We start from the raw sequence: 22,205 nt of genomic DNA, 5'->3' as shown, positions 1-22,205 counted from the left end.
AGGCGCATGCAATTATTGTGAGCGCTCGTAAAGCGCATACGCAATTTTGAGTGAAGGTGAAACCCATGCCGCTCGCGCTCCTCGCCCTTGCCATCGGGGCCTTCGGTATCGGAACCACCGAGTTCGTGATCATGGGGCTGCTCCCCGAGGTTGCTGCGGACTTCCAGGTCTCGATCCCGACCGCAGGATTCCTCGTCACGGGATACGCCCTCGGTGTCGTCCTCGGCGCACCGCTGATGACGGTCCTGGGCACCCGCGTCACCCGTAAGCGCATGCTCATGCTGCTGATGGGGCTGTTCGTCGTGGGCAACGTGGTCTCCGCCATCGCCCCGGTCTTCGGCGTGATGGTCGCCGGCCGCGTGATCGCCTCGCTCGCCCACGGCGCCTTCTTCGGCATCGGATCGGTCGTGGCGGCCGATTTGGTCGCCCCGCAGAAGAAGGCCGGCGCGATCGCCATGATGTTCACGGGCCTCACCGTCGCCAATGTCGTCGGCGTACCGCTGGGCACCTACATCGGTCAGAGCGTCGGCTGGAGGACCACATTCTTCGTCATCGCCGGGCTGGGGGTCATCGGCCTTCTCGGTGTGGCCGGGCTCGTTCCCGAACAGCCCCGGCCCGAGGGCGTACGGCTCCGTCACGAGCTGGCTGCGTTCCGCAATGTGCAGGTCCTGCTCGCCATGGCGATGACCGTGCTGGGTTTCGGTGGGGTCTTCGCCGCGATTACCTACATCACTCCGATGATGACCGGGATCGCCGGATACTCCACGTCCTCCGTCACCTGGCTGCTGGTCCTCTTCGGGCTGGGCATGGTGGGCGGCAACCTGCTCGGCGGCAAGTTCGCCGACCGCCATCTGATGCCGATGCTGTACGTGTCGCTGGGCGCCCTCGCCGTGGTCCTGGCCTTGTTCACCCTGACCGCCCACAACAAGCTCGCAGCGGCCGTCACCATCGTGCTGATCGGGGGTCTGGGCTTCGCCACCGTGCCGCCGCTGCAGAAACGGGTGCTCGACCAGGCAGCCGGTGCTCCGACCCTCGCCTCAGCTGTCAACATCGGTGCTTTCAACCTCGGCAACGCGCTGTCGGCATGGCTCGGTGGCCTCGTCATTGCAGCAGGCCTCGGCTACACCGCGCCCAACTGGGTCGGCGCTGCTCTGGCCGCCTCTGCCCTTGTCCTTGCGGTCGTCTCCAGTGCTCTGGAACGCCGCAGCAAGGTCTCTCGGGGCCGACTCGTCGCCCAGCACAGTCCTGAACCGCTCGCGACCCCCGCGCCCCAGCGCTGACCCCCCTCACACCACTCCCCTCACACGCAGCACCACATCGCACCGAGGAGACACTTCCATGAGCACCACCACTGTCGCCGTCGCCCCGCTGACCACCCCGAACGCCGAAGCGCTCATCGAAGCGGCCCGCGGCGCCGCCGAAGCCGCCGGTGTCGCCGTTGCTGTCACGATCCTCGACGCTGGCGGCCATCTGCTGGCCTTCCGGCGGGACGACCGGGCCGTTCTCATCGCGGGTGAGACCAGCACCCGCAAGGCATACACGGCCCTTCAGCTCAACGCCCCCACCGCCGACCTCGTCGACGCGGTCCAGCCGGGCGGGCTTTTCCACACCCTGCCGACCGCCCTCGACCGTCCGCTGCTCTTCATCGCCGGTGGTGTCCCGGTCCACCGCGACGGCCGGCTCATCGGCGCCATCGGCGTCGGCGGAGGCGCTCCCGACCAGGACCACGGCTTCGCGACGGCTGCGGTGAAGGCTCTCGCCTGACGCTCGCACCGCCCGCGCTCGGTGTCAGTTCAAAGCCGCGTGGGTCAGCCCGTCGCTACGGTCATCGGAGCGTAGCGACGGGTCCAGTCGCCCGGCAGGTCCGAGGTTCCATAAGTCATCACCGTGGTTTTGGAGCCTCTTTGCAGACCGCACTCGTTGAACCAGGCGAGCAGCTCCGCATGGCGCGCGTCGATGTCCGCGCGCAACGGTAGATCCGTCGCCTCTGCGAGCGATGCGACGAGCGCCTGAGCGGTGTCGGTGTCGGGCGCGATGAGCGGGCCGACCACATGCGTATGAGCGCTCGGCCAGGTCGCTGCGTAACCGACGAGCTTTCCGTCGTCCTCCGCGACCCGGATGTGGTCGGCGTACGCGGGCAGCCGGGCGAGGACATGCGTCCGGTCGGCGCCGAAGACGTCCGTGTCCAGCCGGACCATGGCTTGCAAGTCCTCCGCCGTGGCCGGGCGGACGGTCGCAGTGGACGCTCTGTCGCCGGTCGGCCGGAAGAACCCGGTGACCCGCTCGACGCGGCCCACGACCGCGAAGCCGAGCTGTTCGTAAAGCGGTTGTCCCGCGGATGTCGCGTACAGGCTGAGCGGGGTGCCTGCGGCCTCGTCGATCGCATGCCGCATCAGGTGGCGGGCGACTCCCTGTCGTGCATATCGCTCGGCGACGAGCAGCATGCCGATGGCAGCCAGTCGTGGGCCGTAGGAGGTCACTACACAAGCGGCCATCAGCCCTTTACCTCCGGGATCGTCCATGCCATAGCCGGTTCCTGCGGCGAGGAGCAGACCCCATCTGTGCTCATCGCGTGGCCATCCGCGGTCCTCGCAGAGATCGGCGCAGGCGACCAGGTCACCCAGGGTGAGACGCCGGACAGGCAATTCGGCGAGCGGACGGGGCAGAGGGGTGAGCATGAAGGTCAGGCTGTCCGACGCGGTGATCGCTCGTCCACTCCTTTACCGGCTGCGGCCAGGATGCGCAGCCGTCGGCCGCGCCGGGTCAATCCCCAGGGTTTCAGTACTGATACCGCGGTGATGAGCAGATACGTTGCCGTCGCCACCGACGGAGCGACCACCAGGTTGATATCGACAGCGCCACGCGTCGCCGCCTCGTTGATGCCGGGGCGCAACGAGAAGATCGACAGTGCCGCAGTGATCAGGGTGAGCCAGAACTTTGTCCAGACCCACCGGTGCCTGGCCAGCCCCCAAGGCGTACCGAGAGCCAGGACGAGGCCGCTGAGCAGGGAGAGCAAGGCGACCGGGACGACCAGCCAGTCTCCGAAGATCTTCATGGCGTGGGTGGCGGCCTGCGCGGTGGCGGGGTCGCCGGTGAGGAAGGCCGTGATTCCGAGAGTCAGCAGTCCGACGGTCAGTCCCAGCCAGCTCACGGATACCGCGACATGCGCGACGAGAAGGCTGCGGCGAGCGGAGCGTTTGAGTGGTTTCACGTGAAACACGGTGCCGGGAATGGGGTAATCGGGCGTCTGACAGCGGGAGTAACCGCGCGTACTCGCCTCGGCGTACAGCGCCCACCCTTCTGCGGCCTTGCCGGTGAGGTGAGTTGGCGCGCACTCCTCTGCGGCCCTCTCGGCTGGGTCGGTTGGTGCAAACTCCCGCGTTGCTGCGGGTGCGAGCGACTGTTGTGGATTCACGGCTCGGTCATGAGGCAAAGGAGCGTAACGGGAAAACCGGTTCGGATAACCGCACTTCCCGCTATTTGTCCGTTGTGTGTTCGTGGCAAGGCATGCTGGGGTGAGGGACCGCAGGCAGGAACCGGCTGGCGACCGCAAGCAGGACCCGACTACGCCCGCAGACAAGGGCCGCGGGCCGTGTGTGGGTGCGTAAGGCGACCAGAAGACCTTCGAGGCGAGGCACAGTATGGATGCTCCGGCCACCGGGTGGACCGAAGAAGGAACGGACAGATCTCCCGACACGACCCTGATCCACCGCACCCTGACCGAGATCTCACCCGTCGCGGATCAGGCAACCTCGTACTTCTATGCGCTGCTCTTCATCCGGCACCCCGATCTGCGCGCCCTTTTTCCGGTCGCGATGGATGTCCAGCGAGATCGTCTTCTCCGCGCGATCCTCACCGCGGCGGACCGGCTGGACGACCCCGATGCGCTGGCCGAGTATCTCGGCGAACTGGGCCGGGGGCACCGCAAGTACGGCACACTGCCTGCACACTATCCCGCTGTGGGTGAGGCGCTCCTCGGCGCGCTGAGCCGCTACGCGACCACCACCTGGGACGCGGAGACCGAAACGGCGTGGGTCCGTGCCTACACCGTGATATCGCAGATCATGATTGATGCGGCCGCCGAGGACGAGCAGCGGGCTCCCGCCCGGTGGCATGCCGAGGTCGTCTCCCACGACCTCAGGACCCGCGACATAGCGATTCTCACGGTCCGTCCCGACCAGACCTACCCCTTTCTCGCAGGGCAGTACGCGGCGATGGAGACCCCGTGGTGGCCCCGGAACTGGCGGCACTATTCCTTCGCCTCGGCGCCCCGCCCGGACGGTCTGCTCACCTTCCACATCAAGGCGGTACCGGCCGGCTGGGTCTCCAACGCTCTGGTGCACCGGGCCCGGCCTGGCGACATCCTGCGCCTCGGCCCGCCCACGGGCTCGATGACGGTCGACCACTCCACCCACACCGGCCTGCTCTGCCTGGGCGGCGGCACGGGCATCGGGCCCATCAAGGCGCTCGTCGAGGACGTTGCGGAGCATGGCGACCGGCGTCCCGTGGAAGTCTTCTACGGGGCACGCAGTGATCACGGCCTGTACGACATCGACACGATGATGCGGCTCCAGAAGACCTATCCCTGGCTCGCGGTGCGGCCGGTGGTCTCCACCGGCCCGGGAACGGAGGGGGGTCTGAAGGGGCTGTTGCCCGAGGCCGTGCGCCAGTGCGGCCCGTGGCACGAGTACGACGCCTATCTCTCGGGCCCGCCCGGCATGATCCGCAGCAGCGTGGATGTGCTCAGGGGCATCGGCATGCCGGCCGAGCGCATCCGGCACGACTCCGTCGAGGAACTCGCGACCACCGGCCCCGACTGAACCCGGGAGCGACAGCCGTCAGCCCCGAGCCCGGGAGCAACAGCCGTCAGCGCTGTCCCAGGAAGAGGCGGCTGTCAGCCCTGATCCGGAAGTGGCGGCCGGTCAGCCCAGGTCGGGCGCGTGCATCGCCCGTACGCCCTCGATATTGCCGTCCAGGTAGTGCCGCAGCGACAGCGGTACGAGATGAACGGCAGCGATCCCCATCCGGCTGAACGGCACCCGTACGACGTCGTACTCCCCGCATGGATCCTCGATCTCGGGGCCGTGGCGCCGGGACAGGTCCATCGACTCCAGCCGACAGACGAAGAAGTGCTGCACTTTGACGCCCTTCACTCCACCGCCCTCGATGTGCTCCACGGTGTCGACGAAGCAGGGGACCACGTCGGTGATCTTGGCGCCGAGCTCCTCGTCCACCTCACGATGCAGGGCGTCGACGACGGTTGCGTCCTCGGGTTCGACCCCGCCACCCGGCGTGAGCCAGTACGGATCCACCCCGGGCTTGGTGCGCTTGATGAGGATGAGGTCGTTGCCGTCGAGCAGGATGGCACGTGCGGTGCGCTTGACCACAGGACGTTCGGTCATGGCAAGAGAGTGGCCCACGGAACCGGTTCTGAAACACCTGACCCGCGCCGGACCGCCCTGCGCTCACCAGTCGGCGGCAGCGCGCAGCAGCCACTCGTGCGCCCGCGCGATGTGTGGCAGTGCGAGCGTGCCGGTCCGTACGGCCACAAAATAGGTGCGCAACGGAGGCACGGGAGGGTCGAGGAGCGCCACCACCTCGCCCCGTTCCAGCGCCCCCTCGCACAGATAGCGCGGCAGCACGGCGAGTCCGGCGCCCGCTGCCGTGCACTCCAGGACCGCTCGGAGATCCGGCGCGATGACGGCTCCCGCAGCGGCGGGCCGGCTGTCGAAGACGGCGGCCCAGTAGCGGGAGACGAGCGGCAGGCTCTCGTGCACCTCCACGACCGGCAGCTGGTCCAGCACCACGGGCCCCTTGTGTCGCAGGGTCCCGGGCCCCAGGCGTCCGGCCCAGCGCGGCGCGGCGATCAGCACATGTTCTTCGTCGCAGAGCGGAGTCGCGGTGAGCAGCCCACCGCGCGGACGGGCCGTCGCAATGGCCAGATCATGATGTCCGGCGGCCAGCCCCTCCAACGTCTCCTCGGCGCTGGTGAAGAACGAACTGCGCAGAGCCAGGCCCTGGGTGATGAGAGGGGTGAGCGCCGGCAGGGCACGCATCGACGTGAACTCGGGTGGCCCGGCCAGATGCAGTGTCCGTATGCCCGACTCCTCGTCGAGCTCGGTCTCGGCGATCTCGATCAGCGCGTCCAGATGGGGCGCCGCCCGGTGCGCGAGTTCGTCGCCGATGGTCGTCGGGGTGACGCCGCGGGCCCTGCGCAGGAAGAGCGGGCGGCCCAGCTGCCGCTCCAGGGTGCGGATCTGCGAGGTGACCGCGGGCTGGGAGAGGCCGAGCAGGGCCGCAGCCCTGGTGAAGGAACCGGCCCGGTGCACCGTGACGAATGTGCGCAGCAGGGCCAGGTCCACGTCCTTCCCCCTCCCACCCTCGCGTCGCTTCGGACCCGTACAACTATAAATATGTCGATAGGTCGCTGTCGCTACTGTGATTGGACTCTGACGGGGAGTCAATTAGCCTTGTTCAAGCGGTTCTTCACGTGCAGAACCGGGACGGTCCGAGCCACGAGGGGGGAGGCTCGGGCCGTCCGTACCACCGGTTGGATCATCTCTCGCCCAGCGCCGTGTCCAGTGCCCGCTCCACGTCGGCCACCAGGTCGTCCGAGCTCTCGGCGCCGACCGAGAAACGGATGAAACCCTCCGGTACGGCGTCGCCGCCCCAGCGTGCCCGCCGCTCGGCTGTGGAGCGCACGCCGCCGAAACTCGTCGCGTCGTCGACCAGCCGCAGCTCGGTCAGGAAGCGCTCGGCCCGCTTGCGGTCGGGCAGTACGAACGACACCACGGAGCCGAAGCGCCTCATCTGACGCACGGCGTTCGGATACGAAGGGTCGGTGGGCAGGCCGGGGTACCGCAGCCCGGTCACCTCCTGGCGCTTGCCCAGTGCCTCGGCCAGCGTCAGGGCGGTGGCGCACTGCCGGTCGATCCGCAGCTCCAGCGTGGCCAGCGAACGGTGCGCGAGCCAGGCCTCCATCGGTCCCGGAATCGCGCCGACGACCTTGCGCCAGCGCCGTACATCCGCTGCCAGCTCGGGAGCGCGGCAGGTCACATGGCCGAGCAGGATGTCTCCGTGCCCGGTCATGCCCTTGGTGTCACTGGCCACAGAGAAGTCGGCCCCCAGGTCCAGCGGGCGCTGGCCGAGCGGTGTGGCGAGGGTGTTGTCGACAGCCACCAGAGTGCCGGCCGCGTGTGCGGCCTCGACGAGCCGGCGTACGTCGCAGACATCGAGCCCAGGATTGGATGGGGTCTCGATCCACAGCAGCTTGGCGCCTTCGAGGACCGCCAGCTGGGCATCGCCACCGGTCGGCGCGGTCCGGACCTCGACGCCGTACGCCTCAAGCTGTTCACGCACCAGCGGCAGCGCCTGATATCCGTCATCGGGCAGCACGACCACATCGCCGGTGCGCGCCTGGGACAGCAGCACGGCCGAGATCGCCGCCATCCCGGAGGCGAAGACCGTGGTCTCGACCGGTTCCCCCGGCGCCTCCAGCTCGCCGATGGCGCGTTCCAGATGCGTCCAGGTCGGATTGGCGTCCCGGCCGTAGGTGTACGGACCGGTCGGTTCACCGGAGAGATGGAAGTGTGCGGCGAAGACCGGTCCGGGCAGGGTGGGCTCGAACTGCTCCGGTTCGGGCAGCCCGGCCCGTACCGCCCGGGTTCCGTCACCCATGGTGCTCATACCGCTTCCTCACTTCTCTCCCTGGTGTGCCACCGGTCCGACCTGCACTGTTTCAGTAGATGTCGGGTCAGTCCTCGTCGGGCAGGACTACGTTCAGTGCCCACGAAACGATTGAGATGATCAGACCGCCGAGCACGGCGGTCCAGAAGCCGTCGACATGGAAGCTCAGGTTGAACTGACCGGCCAGCCAGGAGGTCAGCATCAGCATGAGCGCGTTGACGACCAGGGTGATAAGCCCCAGCGTGAGGATGAAGAGCGGCAGCGTGAGCAGCTTCACGATCGGCTTGACCACAAAGTTCACCAGGCCGAAGAGCAGGGCGACCACGATCAGCGTGAGCGCCTTGCGCCCGGTGCTGCCGCCGTTCAGCGTGATGTCCTGGAGCAGCCAGATGGCTACGGCCAGCGCACCTGCGTTGGCGATCGTCTTGACTACGAAATTCTTCATGTGTCTGATCGTGGCAGACATGATCGGTGGCGGACACCGGCAGGACAGAGGCAAGGGGCGGACGGGCCATGAAGGCATTCAGACTGGACGAACTGGAAGCGGAACGGGCTGCCAACGACGGTGCGTATCTGCAGTTCGTGAAGGAACGGAACATGTCCGTCGGCCTGTACGCACTGGATGCCGGCGAACTCGACCCGCAGCAGCCGCACAGGGAGGACGAGGTCTACTTCATCGTCAGCGGCCGCGCCTCGATCACGGTCGGCATGGAAACCACACAGGTGGGCAGGGGGAGCGTGGTGTACGTACCCGCCGGTGTTGCCCACAAGTTCCACCACATCACCGAGGACCTGCGGGTCATGGTGGTCTTCTCCCCGCCGGAAAGCTGAGCCGCTCCTACGGAGGGCCGGGCTCCGGTCTCAGGGATCCCTAAGGGGTCGATCAGGGGACTTCAAGGGCTGTGGAACCCCCGCCGGCCCCCTTTGCGCCTCTAGCATCGAGGTATCGAGACAGGAACTCACAGAGACGAGGCAAGGACGATGGCCGTGCGGGAGATATTCGCGGGGATGCCCTGGTGGGTGAAGTGGATCGCGGTGCCGGTCATCGCGATCGTCGTGTTCGGCGGTCTGATCGCCAGCGTGGTCGGGTTCGTGATCGGTCTGCTCTTCAAGGTTCTGGTTTTCGTGATCCTGGTCGGTGGACTCGTCTTCGTCGTACGCAAGTTCATGTCGTCCTCTTCCTCGCGCAGCGACTGGTAGGACGATCGGAAGCCGGCCGGGTGGATTAGCCCAGCTGAGCTAAGTGCAAGACGAAACGACGCCCCTTGCGGATGCGGTCGATATGGTGGCAGTCCGCTGCCACCACCTGGGAATTTACTGTCCGTTACCACCCTGACCAGTGGTTTGTACGGCGTTCGGCCTCCGGACCCCAGTCATGCGGCGGTCTGTGGGGGCGGCCCCCACAGGCGGGCTGACCGCCCGTCACCATGCCTGGGGGTGACCGTTGACCACGGCATCGAGCACTGCTGTCCCGACGCTGATCGGTTCGGTCCAGCGAGCGCTGAGGCTGCTGGAAGCTGTGGGAGCCCATCGAGACGGGGCGCCCGCGAAACAGTTGGCCAGGGAAGCGGGCCTTCCCCTTCCCACTGCCTACCATCTGCTGCGCACCCTGACCCATGAGGGCTATCTGCGCCGGGAGAACGGCGTGTTCCTCTTCGGGACCGCCGCTGAGCGCCTGGTCGACGAGGGTTCGCTGCAGAATCGTCGCAGCAGAATGACCGAGTCGCTGAGCCGCTGGCGCGACACCATCGGCGCACCGGTGTACTGCGCCGTCTACCGCGAGGGTGAGATCGAACTCATCGCGGTCGCCGACAACCCCGCCACACCCGCGGTGGGCGAGTGGGCATCCTTCCGGGAGACCGGGCACGCCCATGCGATCGGTCAGTGTCTGCTGAGCCAGCTCGACGAGAAGGCCCGCGAGGACCATCTGGACCGGCACCCTGTGCGGCCGCTGACCCGCTACTCAGTGAGGGACCGCCCGGCGTTTCTTGAACGATTGCGGTCGTTGGAACGAATGGAACCTGTCATCGAACGACAGGAGTACGCCTTGGGGACGGTCTGCGCTGCCATCCCGATCACAGCCGGATTCATTGCCGCCGCGATGGCGATTTCGGTACCCCTGGAGCAGGAAGATCGATTGCTCCCCGCAGTCGAACAACTACGTGGCGAAGTGGCCAGCCTCTTGCGCTCCTTCGTGTTCTCTATCAGTATCTGAAAAATCACTCCTTGTGATCTGCTATCGCGTGCACCACGATGGCGTCAATAGGGCCATGGGGGATCATTCCTGGCCAGATTCATCTACTGCGGGGTTGGACGATGCGCGAGTCGGTTCAAGCTGAGGTCATGATGAGCTTCCTCGTCTCCGAGGAACTCTCTTTCCGGATCCCGGTGGAGCTCCGGTACGAAGTGTGCGATCCGTATGCGATCCGGATGACCTTCCATCTGCCCGGCGACGCCCCCGTCACCTGGGCATTCGGCCGTGAGCTGCTGCTCGACGGTCTCAACAGCCCCAGTGGCGACGGTGATGTGCATATCGGGCCCACGGAGCCCGAGGGGCTGTCCGACGTACATATCCGACTTCAGGTGGGCACGGATCGCGCCCTCTTCAGGGCCGGTACGGCACCACTTGTGGCCTTTCTCGACCGGACGGACAAACTCGTGCCGCTCGGGCAGGAGTGCACGCTGGGTGACTTCGAGGGCAACCTGGAAGAGGCCCTGGGCCGGATCCTCGCCGAGGAACAGAACGCCGGCTGACGAGGACGGCGCCGCCGACCGGCCCGCCGGTCGAACGTAACACCTGCCGAATGGGTGAATCGCTCTCCGTACGGAGACGTTCAAGGCTTCGTCCTACGACGATGGCCTTTCCCGGTCCGTACGGGTGCCGAAGCTCCGAATTCCGCGCCGACCCCTGTGCGGTCCGCGGAGACGACCAGCGCCGCGAGCACCGTCGTCACCGGCACCGAGGCGACCAGTCCGATCGAACCGACCAGCGTTCGTACGATCTCCTCCGCCACCAGCTCGCTGTTGGTCACAGTCCCCACGCTGCTCTGGGCGATCGAGAACAGCAGCAGCAGCGGCAGTGCGGCGCCCGCGTAGGCGAGCACCAGCGTATTGACGACCGAGGCGATGTGATCGCGCCCGATCCTGATCCCTGCCCGGTAGAGCCCCCGAGCACCCATCGTCGGGTTCGCCTGGTGCAGCTCCCAGACCGCCGATGTCTGGGTGACCGTCACATCGTCGAGCACCCCGAGCGAGCCGATGATGACACCGGCCAGCAGCAGACCGCTCATGTCGATGTGCGGGTACAGGCCGTGGATGAGGCCGGTGCTGTCGTCGGTGTTGCCGGTCAGGCTCGCCCAGCCGATGAAGAGCGACCCGAGCAGCCCGATCAGCAGCAGTGAGATCAGTGTGCCGATCACCGCGACCGACGTGCGGGCGGTCAGGCCGTGGCACATGTAGAGCGCGATCAGCATGATCGCACTTGCCCCGACCACCGCGACGAGCAGTGGATTCGAGCCCTGGAGGATGGCCGGGAGGATGAACAGGGTCAGCACGGCGAACGACACGGCGAGCGCGACCAGTGCCATCACCCCACGCATCCTGCCCACCGCGATCACGACCAGGGCGAAGATCCCGGCCAGCAGCGTCATCGGGAACTTCCGGTTCACATCCGTCACCGAGTACTGCAGATCATGGGGTGCGTCGGGGGCGTACGCCACGACCACGCCCTGCCCTTCGTGCAACTGACGGGGTGCGTCCGGCTGGACGATCTCGACGAAGGTCCGGCCCTTGTCGTGACCGGTCGTCACCTCGATGGTGGCCTTCTCGCACAGCCCGGGCCCGCTGTCCGACGGCGGGGTGGTCTCGCCGCTGGTGGGTGTCTGGGCGGCGTTCACGTCCTTGCAGTCCACCTTGTCGATATTCACCACCTTTCCCTGCTGGGTCTGCCGGTCGAAGCCGACGCCGGTCCGCTCGTGCGGGGGCGCGCCGCCCGGCCAGAGCACCACCAGGCCGACGACGACCGCGGTGGTGAACGGGATCAGTACGGCCGCGATGACCTTGCGCAGATGTTTGGAGACCGGCGCGGCAGGGCCATGGCTGTGCGAGTGGCCGTGCTGATGGCCCTGCGGTTCGGGGTCGGTATGGGGGGACGTCACCGGCCGATCATCGCAAGAAGAGAAGGGCCGTCTGTTCATTACGCCGGACAGGGCGCTAGCGTGGAGGAACCTTTGCACACGCGGGAGCTCGGAGCACCGGGCTGAGAGGGCGCTGATATCCGTACATCTGTACGGGAGAGGCTGCGCCGACCGCCGAACCTGTTACCGGGTAATGCCGGCGTAGGGAGTAGGTCTCATGACCACATCGGATGCACGCACGCCTGCCTCGAACCAGAGCGACGAGGCCGGGAAGTCCATCGGCTGGCACAAGGGGTACGTCCAGGGTTCACGCCCGGACCTCCGGGTGCCGGTCCGTCAGGTGCACCTCACCAACGGCAAGGACGTGACGCTGTACGACACGTCGGGCCCGTACACCGATCCCTCCACCGAGACCGATGTCCGTCGCGGGCTCGCACCGCTGCGGGAGAACTGGATCACGGCGCGCGGCGACACCGAGGAGTACCCGGGCCGCCCCGCCCGCCCCGAGGACGACGGGCTCAAGCACACCTCGCCGCGTGGCGGGCTGCGCAACCTCGACGCGGTCTTCCCCGGCCGCCCGCGCCTGCCCCGCCGCAGCCGGGACGGGCAGCCGGTGACCCAGCTCGTGTACGCCCGCCGGGGCGAGATCACCCCGGAGATGGAGTACGTGGCGATCCGGGAGAACGTCGAACCCGAGGTGGTGCGCGAGGAGATCTCCGCGGGCCGGGCCGTGCTGCCGGCCAACGTCAACCACCCCGAGATCGAGCCGATGATCATCGGCAAGCGGTTTCTGGTGAAGGTCAATGCCAACATCGGCAACTCCGCGGTGACGTCCTCCATCGAGGAGGAGGTGGAGAAGATGACATGGGCGACGCGCTGGGGCGCCGACACGGTCATGGACCTTTCCACCGGCCGCAACATTCACACCACCCGTGAGTGGGTTCTGCGCAACTCCCCCGTGCCGATCGGCACCGTTCCCCTCTACCAGGCCCTCGAAAAGGTCGACGGCCGGGCCGAGGAGCTGACCTGGGAGATCTACAAGGACACCGTCATCGAACAGGCCGAGCAAGGCGTCGACTACATGACGGTCCACGCCGGCGTGCGCCTGCCGTACGTCCCGCTGACCGCCCGCCGCAAGACCGGCATCGTCTCCCGCGGCGGCTCGATCATGGCAGCGTGGTGCCTCGCGCACCACAAGGAATCGTTCCTGTACGAGCACTTCGAGGAGCTCTGCGAGATCCTCGCCACCTACGACGTGACGTACTCGCTGGGCGACGGGCTGCGCCCCGGATCGATCGCCGACGCCAACGACGAGGCCCAGTTCGCCGAACTGCGCACGCTCGGTGAGCTGAACACGATCGCCAAGCGGTTCGGCGTTCAGACCATGATCGAGGGCCCGGGCCATGTCCCGATGCACAAGATCAAGGAGAACATCGACCTCCAGCAGGAGATCTGCGAGGAGGCGCCCTTCTACACGCTCGGACCGCTGACCACCGATGTCGCCCCGGCGTACGACCACATCACCTCGGGCATCGGTGCGGCGATGATCGCATGGTGGGGCACGGCGATGCTCTGCTACGTCACGCCCAAGGAGCACCTCGGACTGCCCAACCGGGACGATGTGAAGACCGGCGTCATCACGTACAAGATCGCGGCCCATGCGGCGGACCTTGCCAAGGGGCACTCGGGGGCGCAGGACTGGGACGACGCGCTCTCCGACGCCCGTTTCGAATTCCGCTGGGAGGACCAGTTCAATCTGGCTCTCGACCCGGTCACGGCTCGGGAGTTCCACGACGAGACGCTTCCGGCCGAGCCGGCGAAGACGGCGCACTTCTGCTCGATGTGCGGCCCGAAGTTCTGCTCGATGAAGATCAGTAGAAGCATCACAGAGCAATTCGGCCCTGATGGAGCTGTGACCAGCGAAGATGAGGTCGCTGCCGGAATGCTCGCCAAGTCCGCCGAGTTCGCGGCGCAGGGCAACCGGCTGTATCTGCCAATTGCGGACTGATCTTCTGTCGTCTCAGCGTCCCCCGGCATACCTTCTGGGGGACGCTGTCGGTCTCAGAATCGGTGCGCACTCGGCAGGATTCGAACCTGCAACCTTCTGATCCATAGGATCGGGCAGGCCGTTGGGCGGGGGCTGCGCCTTCCGCCCGGCTAATCGCTGGTGGTCGTGATCAACAGCCTCTGTGTGCCGTCGTTGCCGTCAGCTCTGAACAGGGTGGCACCGGCTCGCAGCGTACGCAGCACTTCCGGCCCAGCCTGGCTGAGAGTTACAACTTTCTCTGCGGGTTCAAGGCACCCGGCTGCGCTCCGCTCCGCCGGGCGCGCTTCCCGGCTCTGGCTGCGCCCGCGCTCCTGCCTTCGGCCCGCTCGGCGCTGCCGCCGCCGACGCGCGCCCGCTGTGTAGGCCCGAGGGCATGAGTCGAGACCAAAGCCCGCGGCTTCAAGACATGCCTCCGGCGGGGGCGCTCAGACTCCGGGATGGACGGGGCGCCGTTCGCGAGTGCCGGCCGGAGCATGGCGAGCGTCGTGGGCTCCCATCCCGGCCACCTTCGACCCAGGCAGAGCCGAGCAGTCGCGGCCCAGGGCGTCCAGGTCGTTCGTACAGTGGCGCGCTCCACCTTGACGCCCTGAACCACGACTGCTCCACGGTGTGTGGGTCGAAGGCGGACGGGATGGGAGCTGGGGAGAGTTGTGGGCTGGGGGCGGTGGTGTGCGTGAGGGGTCTCAAGAACTCACGTAGGCCCTCACGAATGGGGTGTTTCACGTGAAACCGCTGCGCCCGGCAAGGGATTTGGCGCGACTCGCCTTGCCCGCCAATGTCGGGCGTCTTGCTTGTCGGTGCTGTACGCCACCATGGGGCTGTCCGGAGAAAACGACCGGGAGCGCCCGACCACTTTGGCGAGAGACGGGCGCCCCCTGAAGCGCAGGAGAAGCATGCCCTCCCAGCACCTGGATGCCAGCGTCCCAACTCGGACTGCTGCCATCAATCAAACTGTCGCACAGTTCACTGACAACCCCCGATTGATCACCGCGGCCGCTATCGCCTGCTGCGTTGTGGGCCAGGAAGCCATCACCGCTGTCTTGGACGCCTCAACACAGCTGATCACCGTGATCATCGTCCTGATCTCTATGCGGGCAGTGGCCCGCCCCATAGCTGATGTCTGACATCAGTGTCTGACACCAACAGGCGCGAACAGAGCCGATCCACGCCGAACCTCAGCGCATTGCCAGCAGCGGAACGGGGCGGGCTGAGCGTGGTCGCTGAGCCCCTTGGACCGACCTGATAAGGATGAGGCCAGACGTCAATCCCAGGGCCAGAACGGGGCGCCGCCCTCCATCGAGGTTCGGCGCCCCGGTTCGGGTTAACCGTGCCAGGGGATCAGGGAGCCGCACCCACGGGGACGTTCGATGGAGTCTTCCGCCGGCACTGGGTAGATGAACCATCACCGACACACCGAGGAGGGTGAAGTGAGCTACCTCGTCCGCCAGGTCGTCATGGGTGTGATCATAGGTATAGCCGTTCTGATCGTCGCCTTGATCGTAGTGAATCACTCCGCCAGCTCCGGCGTGGACAAGTACAGCTACACCAAAGGCTACGACGCTTTTGGTGGAGCGTTCATACCGACAGACGGTCGGAGCCGCGAGGAGGTGGAAGCGGATTGCGAGTCCATGTACCGGGGGCGTCAGCTCCAGGCCCCAGACGCCAAGTTGATCGAAAAGGACTGGGTCCAGGGATGTGCCGACGTGGCGCAGAACAAGGACTCCCGCTTCAAGTAGGGCGGTGACAGGCTGCCGTTCAATACAGCGGTGGAGTACAGCAACCTCAACAACCAACCCCGCCCAGCAGTGTCCCTTGGAGGCTCCGACGTGACCGCTATGACGCTCGATGACCTATCCAGATAGATCTACGGATCAGATGCTGAACATCTCGCCGTACCTGCGAGGCACTGCATCATGGGTCCATGGGGATCGACCTGGAGCTGCATTCATCACGGCCAACACGTAACTGGCGCAAGTCCCGCGCAACGCTCCTGCGAAGCTCGTACGGGCACGGGGACGCGTTGGCCGATGCACTCGGCTCTCTCCAGCTACTAGGAGTCCCTGGGAGGCTCACCGCCGTTGACCAATACGGAGACACGTTGATGAACGAGCAGGAAGCCGACGCCGCGCTCAGTGAGATCAACGGACTGCGCCAACAGCGCAGCGATCAGCGTCAGCTTGCCGCGCTGGACGATCTTGCGACACAGCTACAGCAGTGCGCGGGCACTCCCGGCAGCTATCTGTGGTTCCAGGGCGACTGAAACCGTGCCACAGCCGTGCCAGAACGAGCGGGGAGCCACGGGGACTCAGCGACAATCCCGGCGCTCTCGCCGGAAGCTGCCCTAGAACACGTCTCCGCAGATCACCCCAGCAACCGCCCAACCTCGCTCCTAAAGCGGTGCTCACTCAATCGACAGGCCAAGACGAGGGCGTGAAGCATGGGGGTCCGGTCGCGCCTGTACGTCCACGTCACAGGCTTGCATGGACGCTTTACAGAACGGTCTTGAAAGCCATCGTGCCGCCTCGACGGCGCGGCCTGCCTCACTGTCGGTCTCTAGTGCTAGAACACGTGCATGACATACAGGTTTACGGCGCGGATTGCTTGCGGGCTCGACGATCCGGACGAGGACGACTGCATGATGGCGGGTGTGGCCGAGCCGAACGACGAGGAGGGGTTCTCCCTGCTGTTCATGTGCGACTTCGACGAGCCCGATGCCCAGGAAGTGTCCCTGGGCATGGACACGCATTGTCTTGTCACACCCGACCAGGGCACCGCCTACGGCTGTGTACGTGAAGTGGAGCTAGACGGCGATGTGCTGCGCGTGACCTTGGATCCTGCGTCGTTGAACGACCTTGGCTTGACCGATCCCGTCGTTGAGGCTTTGCTCCGCGCGCCAGCGGCGGACATGACACGCATGCGGGAAGTGCTGCCGCGCATCCTGGCGTACGGGCGCCCAGATGCCCGTCCAAGCCTGATCACGACATAGCGGAGTACAGCAACCACAGCAACCGGGCCCGCCCGGTAGTGCCCTTGATCGGCCACGCCACGACCGGTATGACCAACACCGACCGATCTAGTGCTGTGACCGCATAGGTTCGCCGGGTTAGGGGGGCTGCTTTTGTAGGATCACGGCTCCAGGCTTGGAAGGGCATGACGATGGAAAGACCGCAGATACGCCTCGGCAGCGAGAATGTGTGGCTGGAGCTGGCTCATGGAGGTGGGGACGAGTGGCGGGTGACCGCCGATTGGGACTCGTGGCTGAGGGCCGACTTCACTGCCTACCTCACCGTCGGGGAGATCGCGGACTTCGCCGCCCGGATGCTCTCCCACTTGTGCCCTCCGTCGGGTCGCCGCTTCGCGGCGGCTGTGACTCCCGGCCGCAACAATCCGCTGACGCTGCGGGCCGAACCTGTCCAGGATGGTTATGCCTTCCTCGTGCGCCTGACTCCCAACGGGGGCGACGACGCATGTCACTTGCAGATGGAAATCGACCCGGTCGACGCCACCGAGCTTCGTGGCGTGTTCGATGCATTGCGCGCCTCATTGGTGCTCTGACTGCAGAGATGCAGCCGGCCACCGCGCCTCCAGCGGTCGGATCGGACGTCACCGCACCCGCCATGACCGCCATGACCGCCAACCCGGCGAACCTATGCGGTCACGGCACTAGATAGAGCTACGGATCAGAAGGTGCCCGTGCCCGATCCGTGCCCGACTGGGCGGGGAACCAAGGTCAGCCACGGGTGCTATGGCGAGCTCCAGGGTTCCCCTTGGTATCCGTCCCCGCTGGTCAGCTCTCCGATGGGGACCCAAGGCCCGGTGATTCCCAAGCTCAGGTGCCAGACGCGTCTGCACAGCGGAGGCCGTAGAGTTCCGTCCATGGCGACTGCGACTGTCCGCGAGTGGAACGACGAGGAAGGGTGGGGTGTCCTTGACTCACCCGAGACCCCCGGCGGCTGCTTCGGCCACTACGCCGACATCCAGGCGACCGGCTTCCGCACGCTGTCGGCCGGACAGCAGGTCGACCTCAAATGGGAAGCCCCTGGCTTCAAGCAGGACGGGTACGACTACCGCGCGGTGAGCATCGTGCCTCGGGCTGCCTGACATCCACAGCTGACATCAACGACGGCGTACGTCCACGGTCCCCAGCAGTCCGCAACGCCACCGCACTCTTCACCGCAACATGCAGTAGCTCCCGGTTGATCGAACTCCTAAAGCGGGTGTCGCGGGTGCGATCAGCCGAGATAGGGCCGCTCACGGTGCTCCAGGAAGTGACGGATCCGGAGCCGCTGCGTGTGGTGCATCGGCAGTTGGGCGATCTCCTCTGGCTGGACAAAACGCAGCTCCGTGGACTCGTCCGAGATCGCGAGGTGACCACCGACCACACGGGCGGTGAAGCAGACGTTGAACTGTCTGCGCACCTCACCGTCCGAGTAGGCAATGATGTGGCGAGGGTCGGTGTACGTGCCCACGAGCCCGGTGATCTCTACATCCAGGCCCGTTTCCTCCTTCACCTCGCGGACGGCCGCTCCCGGGAGTGAGTCGGTCATCTCCATGCCGCCACCAGGGAGTGCCCAAAGGTCGTTGTCCCGTCGGCGCTGAAGGAGAATGCGCCCTTCGTCGTCGGTAACCACGGCGGATGCGGCGACCACCAAGCTGTTCGGCTCAGGAGCCGCCGGATCGTCGTAGTACTCGGTCCGTGCCATGATCACTCTTCCCTTACCGGCGTCGCGGTCTCCCACACAGCGTCGAAGCTGCTGGCGTAGGTGTCGAACATGCCGCCCTTTCCGCTGCGCCGAAGGTGCCACACGGGAGCAGCGTAGGCGTTCACGCCCCAGACATGGGCATTGACCATCGCCTGGTCATCCGCCCGATAGATCGAGTTGTAGAGCGTGGTGGCATGGGTCCGCACCTCGATGCCCGGTACCCCGGCAAGGGGGCGATAGTGCATGAGGGCAAGGCGGCAACGGGACTCGATGCCGTGGCCGAACCTCTCTTCCATGCCGCGCTGTTGGACATTCGTGCTGTCCGGGTCGCCGACCGCGATGCGGACCGCGCACCCGTCGGCAGCTCGCTCTCGCAGCACGTCATTGAGTCGCGGGTACGCCTCGTGCAGGAAGACGGCTGCATACACCAACACGTCGATGTGCTCGCGGGCCTGGGTCAGCATGTCCACGAAGGTGGACACGGGGATGTCCGCCCGCTGGTCGTAGAGAGCCACAAGTTCTGGACTGACGGCGCGGGCAGGGCGTGCCTGCCGGAGCGCTGGCCATAGAGCGTGCACGTCTTCTCCTAGCGTTTCCGCTGCCAACATGGCCGTAGCACGGCGCGGCGTACGCCCCAGATTGACCCATCGTTCGACGGACTTGGGATCGACTTCGACCTTGTCCGCGAGGGCGGTGTACGTCCAGCCGCCGGCCGCCATGGCAGCACGTAGCTTCTCGTTCGGCATCCCAATCTCTCCCAACAGTCGGGGACGGCACTAGGGACGTTTTACCCGACGCGGGACGTCCCAAAGTGGTGTTTGGTGGAGGTTCCGACGTCCTCATGAACGGCGGGATGCTCGTGTGCATGGCGAGCAACCAGCAGACCAGACCAGGCATCGGTGAATTGGCGAAGGACAGCGCCCGAGACAGGATCGGCGTCGTCATGGGTGAGGTCGGCGGTCGGGTACAGATAAGGCCGATCGGTGGCGGCCCGGAATGGGACGCCATGCCGAACAACGTTGTGGCGCCGAGTCCACGCGAGGAACTGAGCGCCCGCCTGACCATCAAGAACGGCAACAGCCGGGTCGGCCTGTGATGCGCGTCATCGGCCGGTACGCCGGCGTCCTCTTCATCATCTGCATCAGTACTTCGTGCGGATTGGTGATCGGGGTCGCGCTCGGGACCGGCACCTAGACCGGTCCGCCCTGGGTGGGTTTGCCGAATCCGCGGCTCCCCCGTCCCCGTTCAGGGCGGGCCACCAAACTCCCCCGGCGTTATGCGAGTCGAGCTCGGCGGTCGGGATGGAGGCACTGCCCACGCACTTCTTCAACCCAAGGAGGACGTACGCATGACGGCAACGGTGAACGACCAGAGGACCGGCCGTGAGGTGGTCGGCGAGGAGCTGTTCGAGAGCCTCGCCCACTTCGTGGCCGTGCACAACGGGCAGACGCCCGAGCGTGCCGAGCGGATCGCCGACCAGGCCGTGGCCTTCCTGGTCACCGTGGCGACGGCGACCGTTCCGATGGTCCCGTCCGATGACGTGGACATGGGCCTGCACGCCCTGATCCTGCACACCAAGGAGTACGCCGAGCTCTGTGAGAAGCACGCGGGCCGCTTCCTCCACCACAACCCGAGGCCCGGCGGGGGACCGCGTGACCCGAAGCTGGTCGCCGCATCGGCCCAGGCCATGAAGGCCAGCGGGTTCGTGGTCTTCGACGACCTGTGGACCGTGGACGGCGAGAACCTGGCGCAGTGCGACTCCGACTGTGGCCGGCCCTACGGTCAGGCGTAGCCCTCGGCGTCAAGGACGCGGCCGGCCTCCGCGCGGGGTCGGCTGCACCCGTCTGTAACGAAGGAGAGAGTCTTGTCCGGCCCACCCCCTGAACTGCCGGTCGTCGTGCTCGACGCGCTCATGCCCACCGCTCAGCGTCTCGTCCTCAACCGTCGCGGCTCGATGGTCTGGGACGTGGAGAGTCACCGGGGCCGGTACGCGGTGAAACTCGGGTACCCGATCGAGGCGACGTCCGAATGGCCGGCCCAGCCCTGGACGGCGCTCGCCCCCGCACGCGAAGGCGCTGTTCTTTACCGCCTGGGCTCCGCAGAGATTGCCTACGGCGAGTGGGAGCACGGGACGTGGAACATTCAGCCGTGGCGCGAGGGGTCCGACCTGTACCGGGTGTGGGAACCGTGCCGCGAGCAAGGCTCGTCGGTCGAACCGCGCCCGAGCGTCGCCCTCGGCTGCGTGGAAGCTCTGGCGGAGCTGCACGCCAAGGGCTGGGCGCACGGAGACGTACAGCCGGCCCACTTCATCGTGGGGCCCGAGCGGACGCACCTCATCGACCTCGCCTTGGCCCGTGGTGGCCACGTGCCCGCCGGGTACGACTTCCCGTTCCGTGGGTGCCTCGTCCACTACGAGACACCGGAGATCGCGCGCAGCGTCCTCGCCACCGGCGTGGCCGAAGCGACACAGCCTGCCGACATCTACGCCCTGGGAGCCTCGTTGCTTATCTCGGCCACGGGCTGGCGGGCGGTCGAATACCCGGACGACGCGCCGCGCCCCGTGCAGCGACAAGCCATCGTCGACGGAAAGCGCCGGGCCGTGCGGGTACCCGGCGAGCTCGGCGGCCTGGTCGAAGCCATGCTCAGCCCGGCGCCGGAGGACCGGCCGACCATCTACGAGGTGGGCAAAGTCCTGAGCTGAGTGCCGAGAGGCTCTGGCTCGTCCGGTCTGCTCGTGGCCGGCCGCGCACAACAACGAAAGACCGGACCACCCCTTGGCCTGGACAGCATCCGGGGTGGTCCGGTCGCGGAAGCCCTGATCAGGACCCCGGTGCCGATGGTACCGGGGTGGTCGTCGTGCCCTGAGACGGGCTGATCCCAACCTCGCTTTTGACTTGTCGAGTTGGAGAGGAGCGCGCGGCGTGCGGTTCGGGCGGCCTTGTTGTCCTGGTGAGCTGATGGGTGGTGCACGTGACATCGCGTCCGGCTGGAGCGGCTTTGGCCGGTGGCCTGCCCGGTCTGGGGTCGGGCATGTTCAGGGGGCCGTACGCTGGCCCGGCAACTCGGGCAGGCTTTGCCCCTGCCCGGAATTTGAACGAGTGGCCCCCTGGACTTGCCCGACGCGGGCCCCGGACCGGGGAGGTGGGTAAAGCCGTGGAAGCCGGTCGCCCCAGCCACAGGGCCTCGGCCACGTACCGCGCCTCTGTGAACGTCGGAGGGATCGGCTTCGTCGGGGCCGGCGTGTTGGTGTGCCAGTACGTGGACATCCGCCGGGTGCCTCGCGGGGCGCTGCCTGGTGGTGCGACTGCGGGCGGTTGGGTTGCTTCCTGACTCATCCGGTTCGCCTTCGGGCTCTTGCGGCGCGAGTGGACCGGCCGCCGGAGCGGTGGCGGAGACAAGGAGCGTCGGCGGCCTGGGGCCGCCGCGCCGCGCGGCCCGCCGTGGCGGGCCGCCTTGATCCAGTAAAGAAACTCTTAACAGCCCTGCTGCCGTGCGGGCTTGGCCGCGTCTTGGCGAAACGATCCGGCGCAATCTCCGCATTTCTGGCCCACCCCGACCCCGAATGTTCTGATGGTGATGATTCATGCCTGTTTGTTCTTCGGGTCGGCGGAATTTATCCACAGGCTCGGGATT

Annotated in this window: 26 protein-coding genes and 1 riboswitch; of the genes, 17 read left to right on the top strand and 9 right to left on the bottom strand. The window is 66.6% G+C overall.

From position 1 onward, the window contains the following. Nucleotides 1-65 precede the first annotated feature (65 nt). Nucleotides 66-1,280: an MFS transporter gene (locus tag OG953_RS21550; protein ID WP_405686213.1), complete on the top strand. Its 1,215-nt coding sequence runs from the start codon at nucleotides 66-68 to the stop codon at nucleotides 1,278-1,280. A 58-nt stretch (nucleotides 1,281-1,338) separates the two neighbouring features. Beyond that, the gene (locus OG953_RS21545) at nucleotides 1,339-1,764 is read left to right on the top strand and encodes a heme-binding protein (RefSeq protein ID WP_405686212.1); all 426 of its coding nucleotides are present in this window, start codon (nucleotides 1,339-1,341) and stop codon (nucleotides 1,762-1,764) included. A 44-nt stretch (nucleotides 1,765-1,808) separates the two neighbouring features. Here the strand turns inward: OG953_RS21545 and OG953_RS21540 are convergent, their stop codons facing one another. Further along, entirely contained in the window at nucleotides 1,809-2,678 is an 870-nt protein-coding gene (locus OG953_RS21540) for a GNAT family N-acetyltransferase (protein WP_405686210.1), read from the bottom strand. 5 nt (nucleotides 2,679-2,683) lie between these two features. Next, on the bottom strand, nucleotides 2,684-3,211 hold the full coding sequence (locus OG953_RS21535; protein ID WP_405686209.1) for a DUF2269 domain-containing protein: 528 nt from the start codon (nucleotides 3,209-3,211) through the stop codon (nucleotides 2,684-2,686). A gap of 430 nt (nucleotides 3,212-3,641) precedes the next feature. Here OG953_RS21535 and OG953_RS21530 point away from each other — a divergent pair, with 430 nt between their 5' ends. Further along, nucleotides 3,642-4,820, top strand: a complete 1,179-nt coding sequence (locus OG953_RS21530) for a globin domain-containing protein (protein WP_405686208.1) — start codon at nucleotides 3,642-3,644, stop codon at nucleotides 4,818-4,820. A gap of 102 nt (nucleotides 4,821-4,922) precedes the next feature. Here the strand turns inward: OG953_RS21530 and OG953_RS21525 are convergent, their stop codons facing one another. The 4 genes from OG953_RS21525 to OG953_RS21510 form a co-directional block, all read right to left on the bottom strand. After that, on the bottom strand, nucleotides 4,923-5,402 hold the full coding sequence (locus OG953_RS21525; protein ID WP_266359763.1) for an NUDIX domain-containing protein: 480 nt from the start codon (nucleotides 5,400-5,402) through the stop codon (nucleotides 4,923-4,925). A gap of 63 nt (nucleotides 5,403-5,465) precedes the next feature. After that, nucleotides 5,466-6,362 carry a LysR family transcriptional regulator gene (locus tag OG953_RS21520; RefSeq protein WP_405686207.1) on the bottom strand — a complete coding sequence of 299 codons (897 nt, stop codon included), beginning with the start codon at nucleotides 6,360-6,362 and terminating at the stop codon, nucleotides 5,466-5,468. 193 nt (nucleotides 6,363-6,555) lie between these two features. Continuing rightward, a complete protein-coding gene (locus OG953_RS21515) occupies nucleotides 6,556-7,686 on the bottom strand; it encodes a cystathionine gamma-lyase (RefSeq protein WP_405686205.1) in 1,131 nt (376 codons plus the stop codon). Between the two features lie 67 nt (nucleotides 7,687-7,753). Continuing rightward, nucleotides 7,754-8,131, bottom strand: a complete 378-nt coding sequence (locus OG953_RS21510) for a phage holin family protein (protein WP_114245559.1) — start codon at nucleotides 8,129-8,131, stop codon at nucleotides 7,754-7,756. Between the two features lie 68 nt (nucleotides 8,132-8,199). On the opposite strand from OG953_RS21510, the gene OG953_RS21505 reads away from it, so the two are divergent. The 4 genes from OG953_RS21505 (at nucleotide 8,200) to OG953_RS21490 (ending at nucleotide 10,440) form a co-directional block, all read left to right on the top strand. Further along, on the top strand, nucleotides 8,200-8,517 hold the full coding sequence (locus OG953_RS21505; protein ID WP_405686203.1) for a cupin domain-containing protein: 318 nt from the start codon (nucleotides 8,200-8,202) through the stop codon (nucleotides 8,515-8,517). A 156-nt stretch (nucleotides 8,518-8,673) separates the two neighbouring features. Then, complete coding sequence (locus OG953_RS21500; protein WP_093895169.1) at nucleotides 8,674-8,886, top strand: DUF5326 family protein; 213 nt, start codon at nucleotides 8,674-8,676, stop codon at nucleotides 8,884-8,886. A 244-nt stretch (nucleotides 8,887-9,130) separates the two neighbouring features. Continuing rightward, nucleotides 9,131-9,901 (top strand): IclR family transcriptional regulator, encoded by a 771-nt coding sequence (locus OG953_RS21495; RefSeq protein WP_405686201.1) that lies wholly within the window; start codon nucleotides 9,131-9,133, stop codon nucleotides 9,899-9,901. A 101-nt stretch (nucleotides 9,902-10,002) separates the two neighbouring features. Beyond that, complete coding sequence (locus tag OG953_RS21490) at nucleotides 10,003-10,440, top strand: SsgA family sporulation/cell division regulator (RefSeq protein ID WP_093895105.1); 438 nt, start codon at nucleotides 10,003-10,005, stop codon at nucleotides 10,438-10,440. 80 nt (nucleotides 10,441-10,520) lie between these two features. Here the strand turns inward: OG953_RS21490 and OG953_RS21485 are convergent, their stop codons facing one another. Beyond that, nucleotides 10,521-11,843: a YibE/F family protein gene (locus OG953_RS21485; protein ID WP_405686200.1), complete on the bottom strand. Its 1,323-nt coding sequence runs from the start codon at nucleotides 11,841-11,843 to the stop codon at nucleotides 10,521-10,523. A 70-nt stretch (nucleotides 11,844-11,913) separates the two neighbouring features. Then, nucleotides 11,914-12,047, top strand: a riboswitch (TPP riboswitch). Here OG953_RS21485 and thiC point away from each other — a divergent pair. The 7 genes from thiC to OG953_RS21450 all read left to right on the top strand — a co-directional run bounded on the left by thiC (nucleotide 12,040) and on the right by OG953_RS21450 (nucleotide 17,970). Then, nucleotides 12,040-13,830, top strand: a complete 1,791-nt coding sequence (gene thiC, locus OG953_RS21480) for a phosphomethylpyrimidine synthase ThiC (RefSeq protein WP_405686199.1) — start codon at nucleotides 12,040-12,042, stop codon at nucleotides 13,828-13,830. (Overlaps the previous riboswitch by 8 nt.) Before the next feature lie 932 nt (nucleotides 13,831-14,762). After that, a complete protein-coding gene (locus OG953_RS21475) occupies nucleotides 14,763-14,993 on the top strand; it encodes a hypothetical protein (protein ID WP_405686198.1) in 231 nt (76 codons plus the stop codon). 303 nt (nucleotides 14,994-15,296) lie between these two features. Next, nucleotides 15,297-15,605 carry a hypothetical protein gene (locus OG953_RS21470; protein WP_405686196.1) on the top strand — a complete coding sequence of 103 codons (309 nt, stop codon included), beginning with the start codon at nucleotides 15,297-15,299 and terminating at the stop codon, nucleotides 15,603-15,605. A gap of 365 nt (nucleotides 15,606-15,970) precedes the next feature. Beyond that, nucleotides 15,971-16,129, top strand: coding sequence for a hypothetical protein (locus OG953_RS21465; RefSeq protein WP_405686195.1), 159 nt, complete (start codon nucleotides 15,971-15,973; stop codon nucleotides 16,127-16,129). Between the two features lie 312 nt (nucleotides 16,130-16,441). Then, entirely contained in the window at nucleotides 16,442-16,855 is a 414-nt protein-coding gene (locus OG953_RS21460; RefSeq protein ID WP_405686193.1) for an Imm10 family immunity protein, read from the top strand. Between the two features lie 248 nt (nucleotides 16,856-17,103). Next, nucleotides 17,104-17,424, top strand: a complete 321-nt coding sequence (locus OG953_RS21455; RefSeq protein ID WP_405686191.1) for a hypothetical protein — start codon at nucleotides 17,104-17,106, stop codon at nucleotides 17,422-17,424. Between the two features lie 321 nt (nucleotides 17,425-17,745). Then, a complete protein-coding gene (locus OG953_RS21450) occupies nucleotides 17,746-17,970 on the top strand; it encodes a cold-shock protein (protein WP_266643366.1) in 225 nt (74 codons plus the stop codon). 131 nt (nucleotides 17,971-18,101) lie between these two features. Here OG953_RS21450 and OG953_RS21445 read toward each other — a convergent pair whose 3' ends face one another. Then, complete coding sequence (locus tag OG953_RS21445) at nucleotides 18,102-18,572, bottom strand: NUDIX domain-containing protein (protein WP_405686190.1); 471 nt, start codon at nucleotides 18,570-18,572, stop codon at nucleotides 18,102-18,104. A 2-nt stretch (nucleotides 18,573-18,574) separates the two neighbouring features. Continuing rightward, nucleotides 18,575-19,318 (bottom strand): XRE family transcriptional regulator, encoded by a 744-nt coding sequence (locus OG953_RS21440; RefSeq protein WP_405686188.1) that lies wholly within the window; start codon nucleotides 19,316-19,318, stop codon nucleotides 18,575-18,577. A gap of 107 nt (nucleotides 19,319-19,425) precedes the next feature. On the opposite strand from OG953_RS21440, the gene OG953_RS21435 reads away from it, so the two are divergent. The 3 genes from OG953_RS21435 to OG953_RS21425 all read left to right on the top strand — a co-directional run bounded on the left by OG953_RS21435 (nucleotide 19,426) and on the right by OG953_RS21425 (nucleotide 21,273). Continuing rightward, entirely contained in the window at nucleotides 19,426-19,668 is a 243-nt protein-coding gene (locus tag OG953_RS21435) for a hypothetical protein (protein WP_405691967.1), read from the top strand. Between the two features lie 252 nt (nucleotides 19,669-19,920). After that, on the top strand, nucleotides 19,921-20,364 hold the full coding sequence (locus OG953_RS21430) for a glycine-rich domain-containing protein (RefSeq protein WP_405686187.1): 444 nt from the start codon (nucleotides 19,921-19,923) through the stop codon (nucleotides 20,362-20,364). A 72-nt stretch (nucleotides 20,365-20,436) separates the two neighbouring features. Then, nucleotides 20,437-21,273: a protein kinase gene (locus OG953_RS21425; RefSeq protein WP_405686186.1), complete on the top strand. Its 837-nt coding sequence runs from the start codon at nucleotides 20,437-20,439 to the stop codon at nucleotides 21,271-21,273. Nucleotides 21,274-22,205: the final 932 nt, after the last annotated feature.

This window comes from Streptomyces sp. NBC_00057 (assembly GCF_045041165.1).
GTDB lineage: Bacteria > Actinomycetota > Actinomycetes > Streptomycetales > Streptomycetaceae > Streptomyces.
Note: the sequence above shows the minus strand (reverse complement) of the source record. Positions and strands in the feature narration are given on the sequence as shown.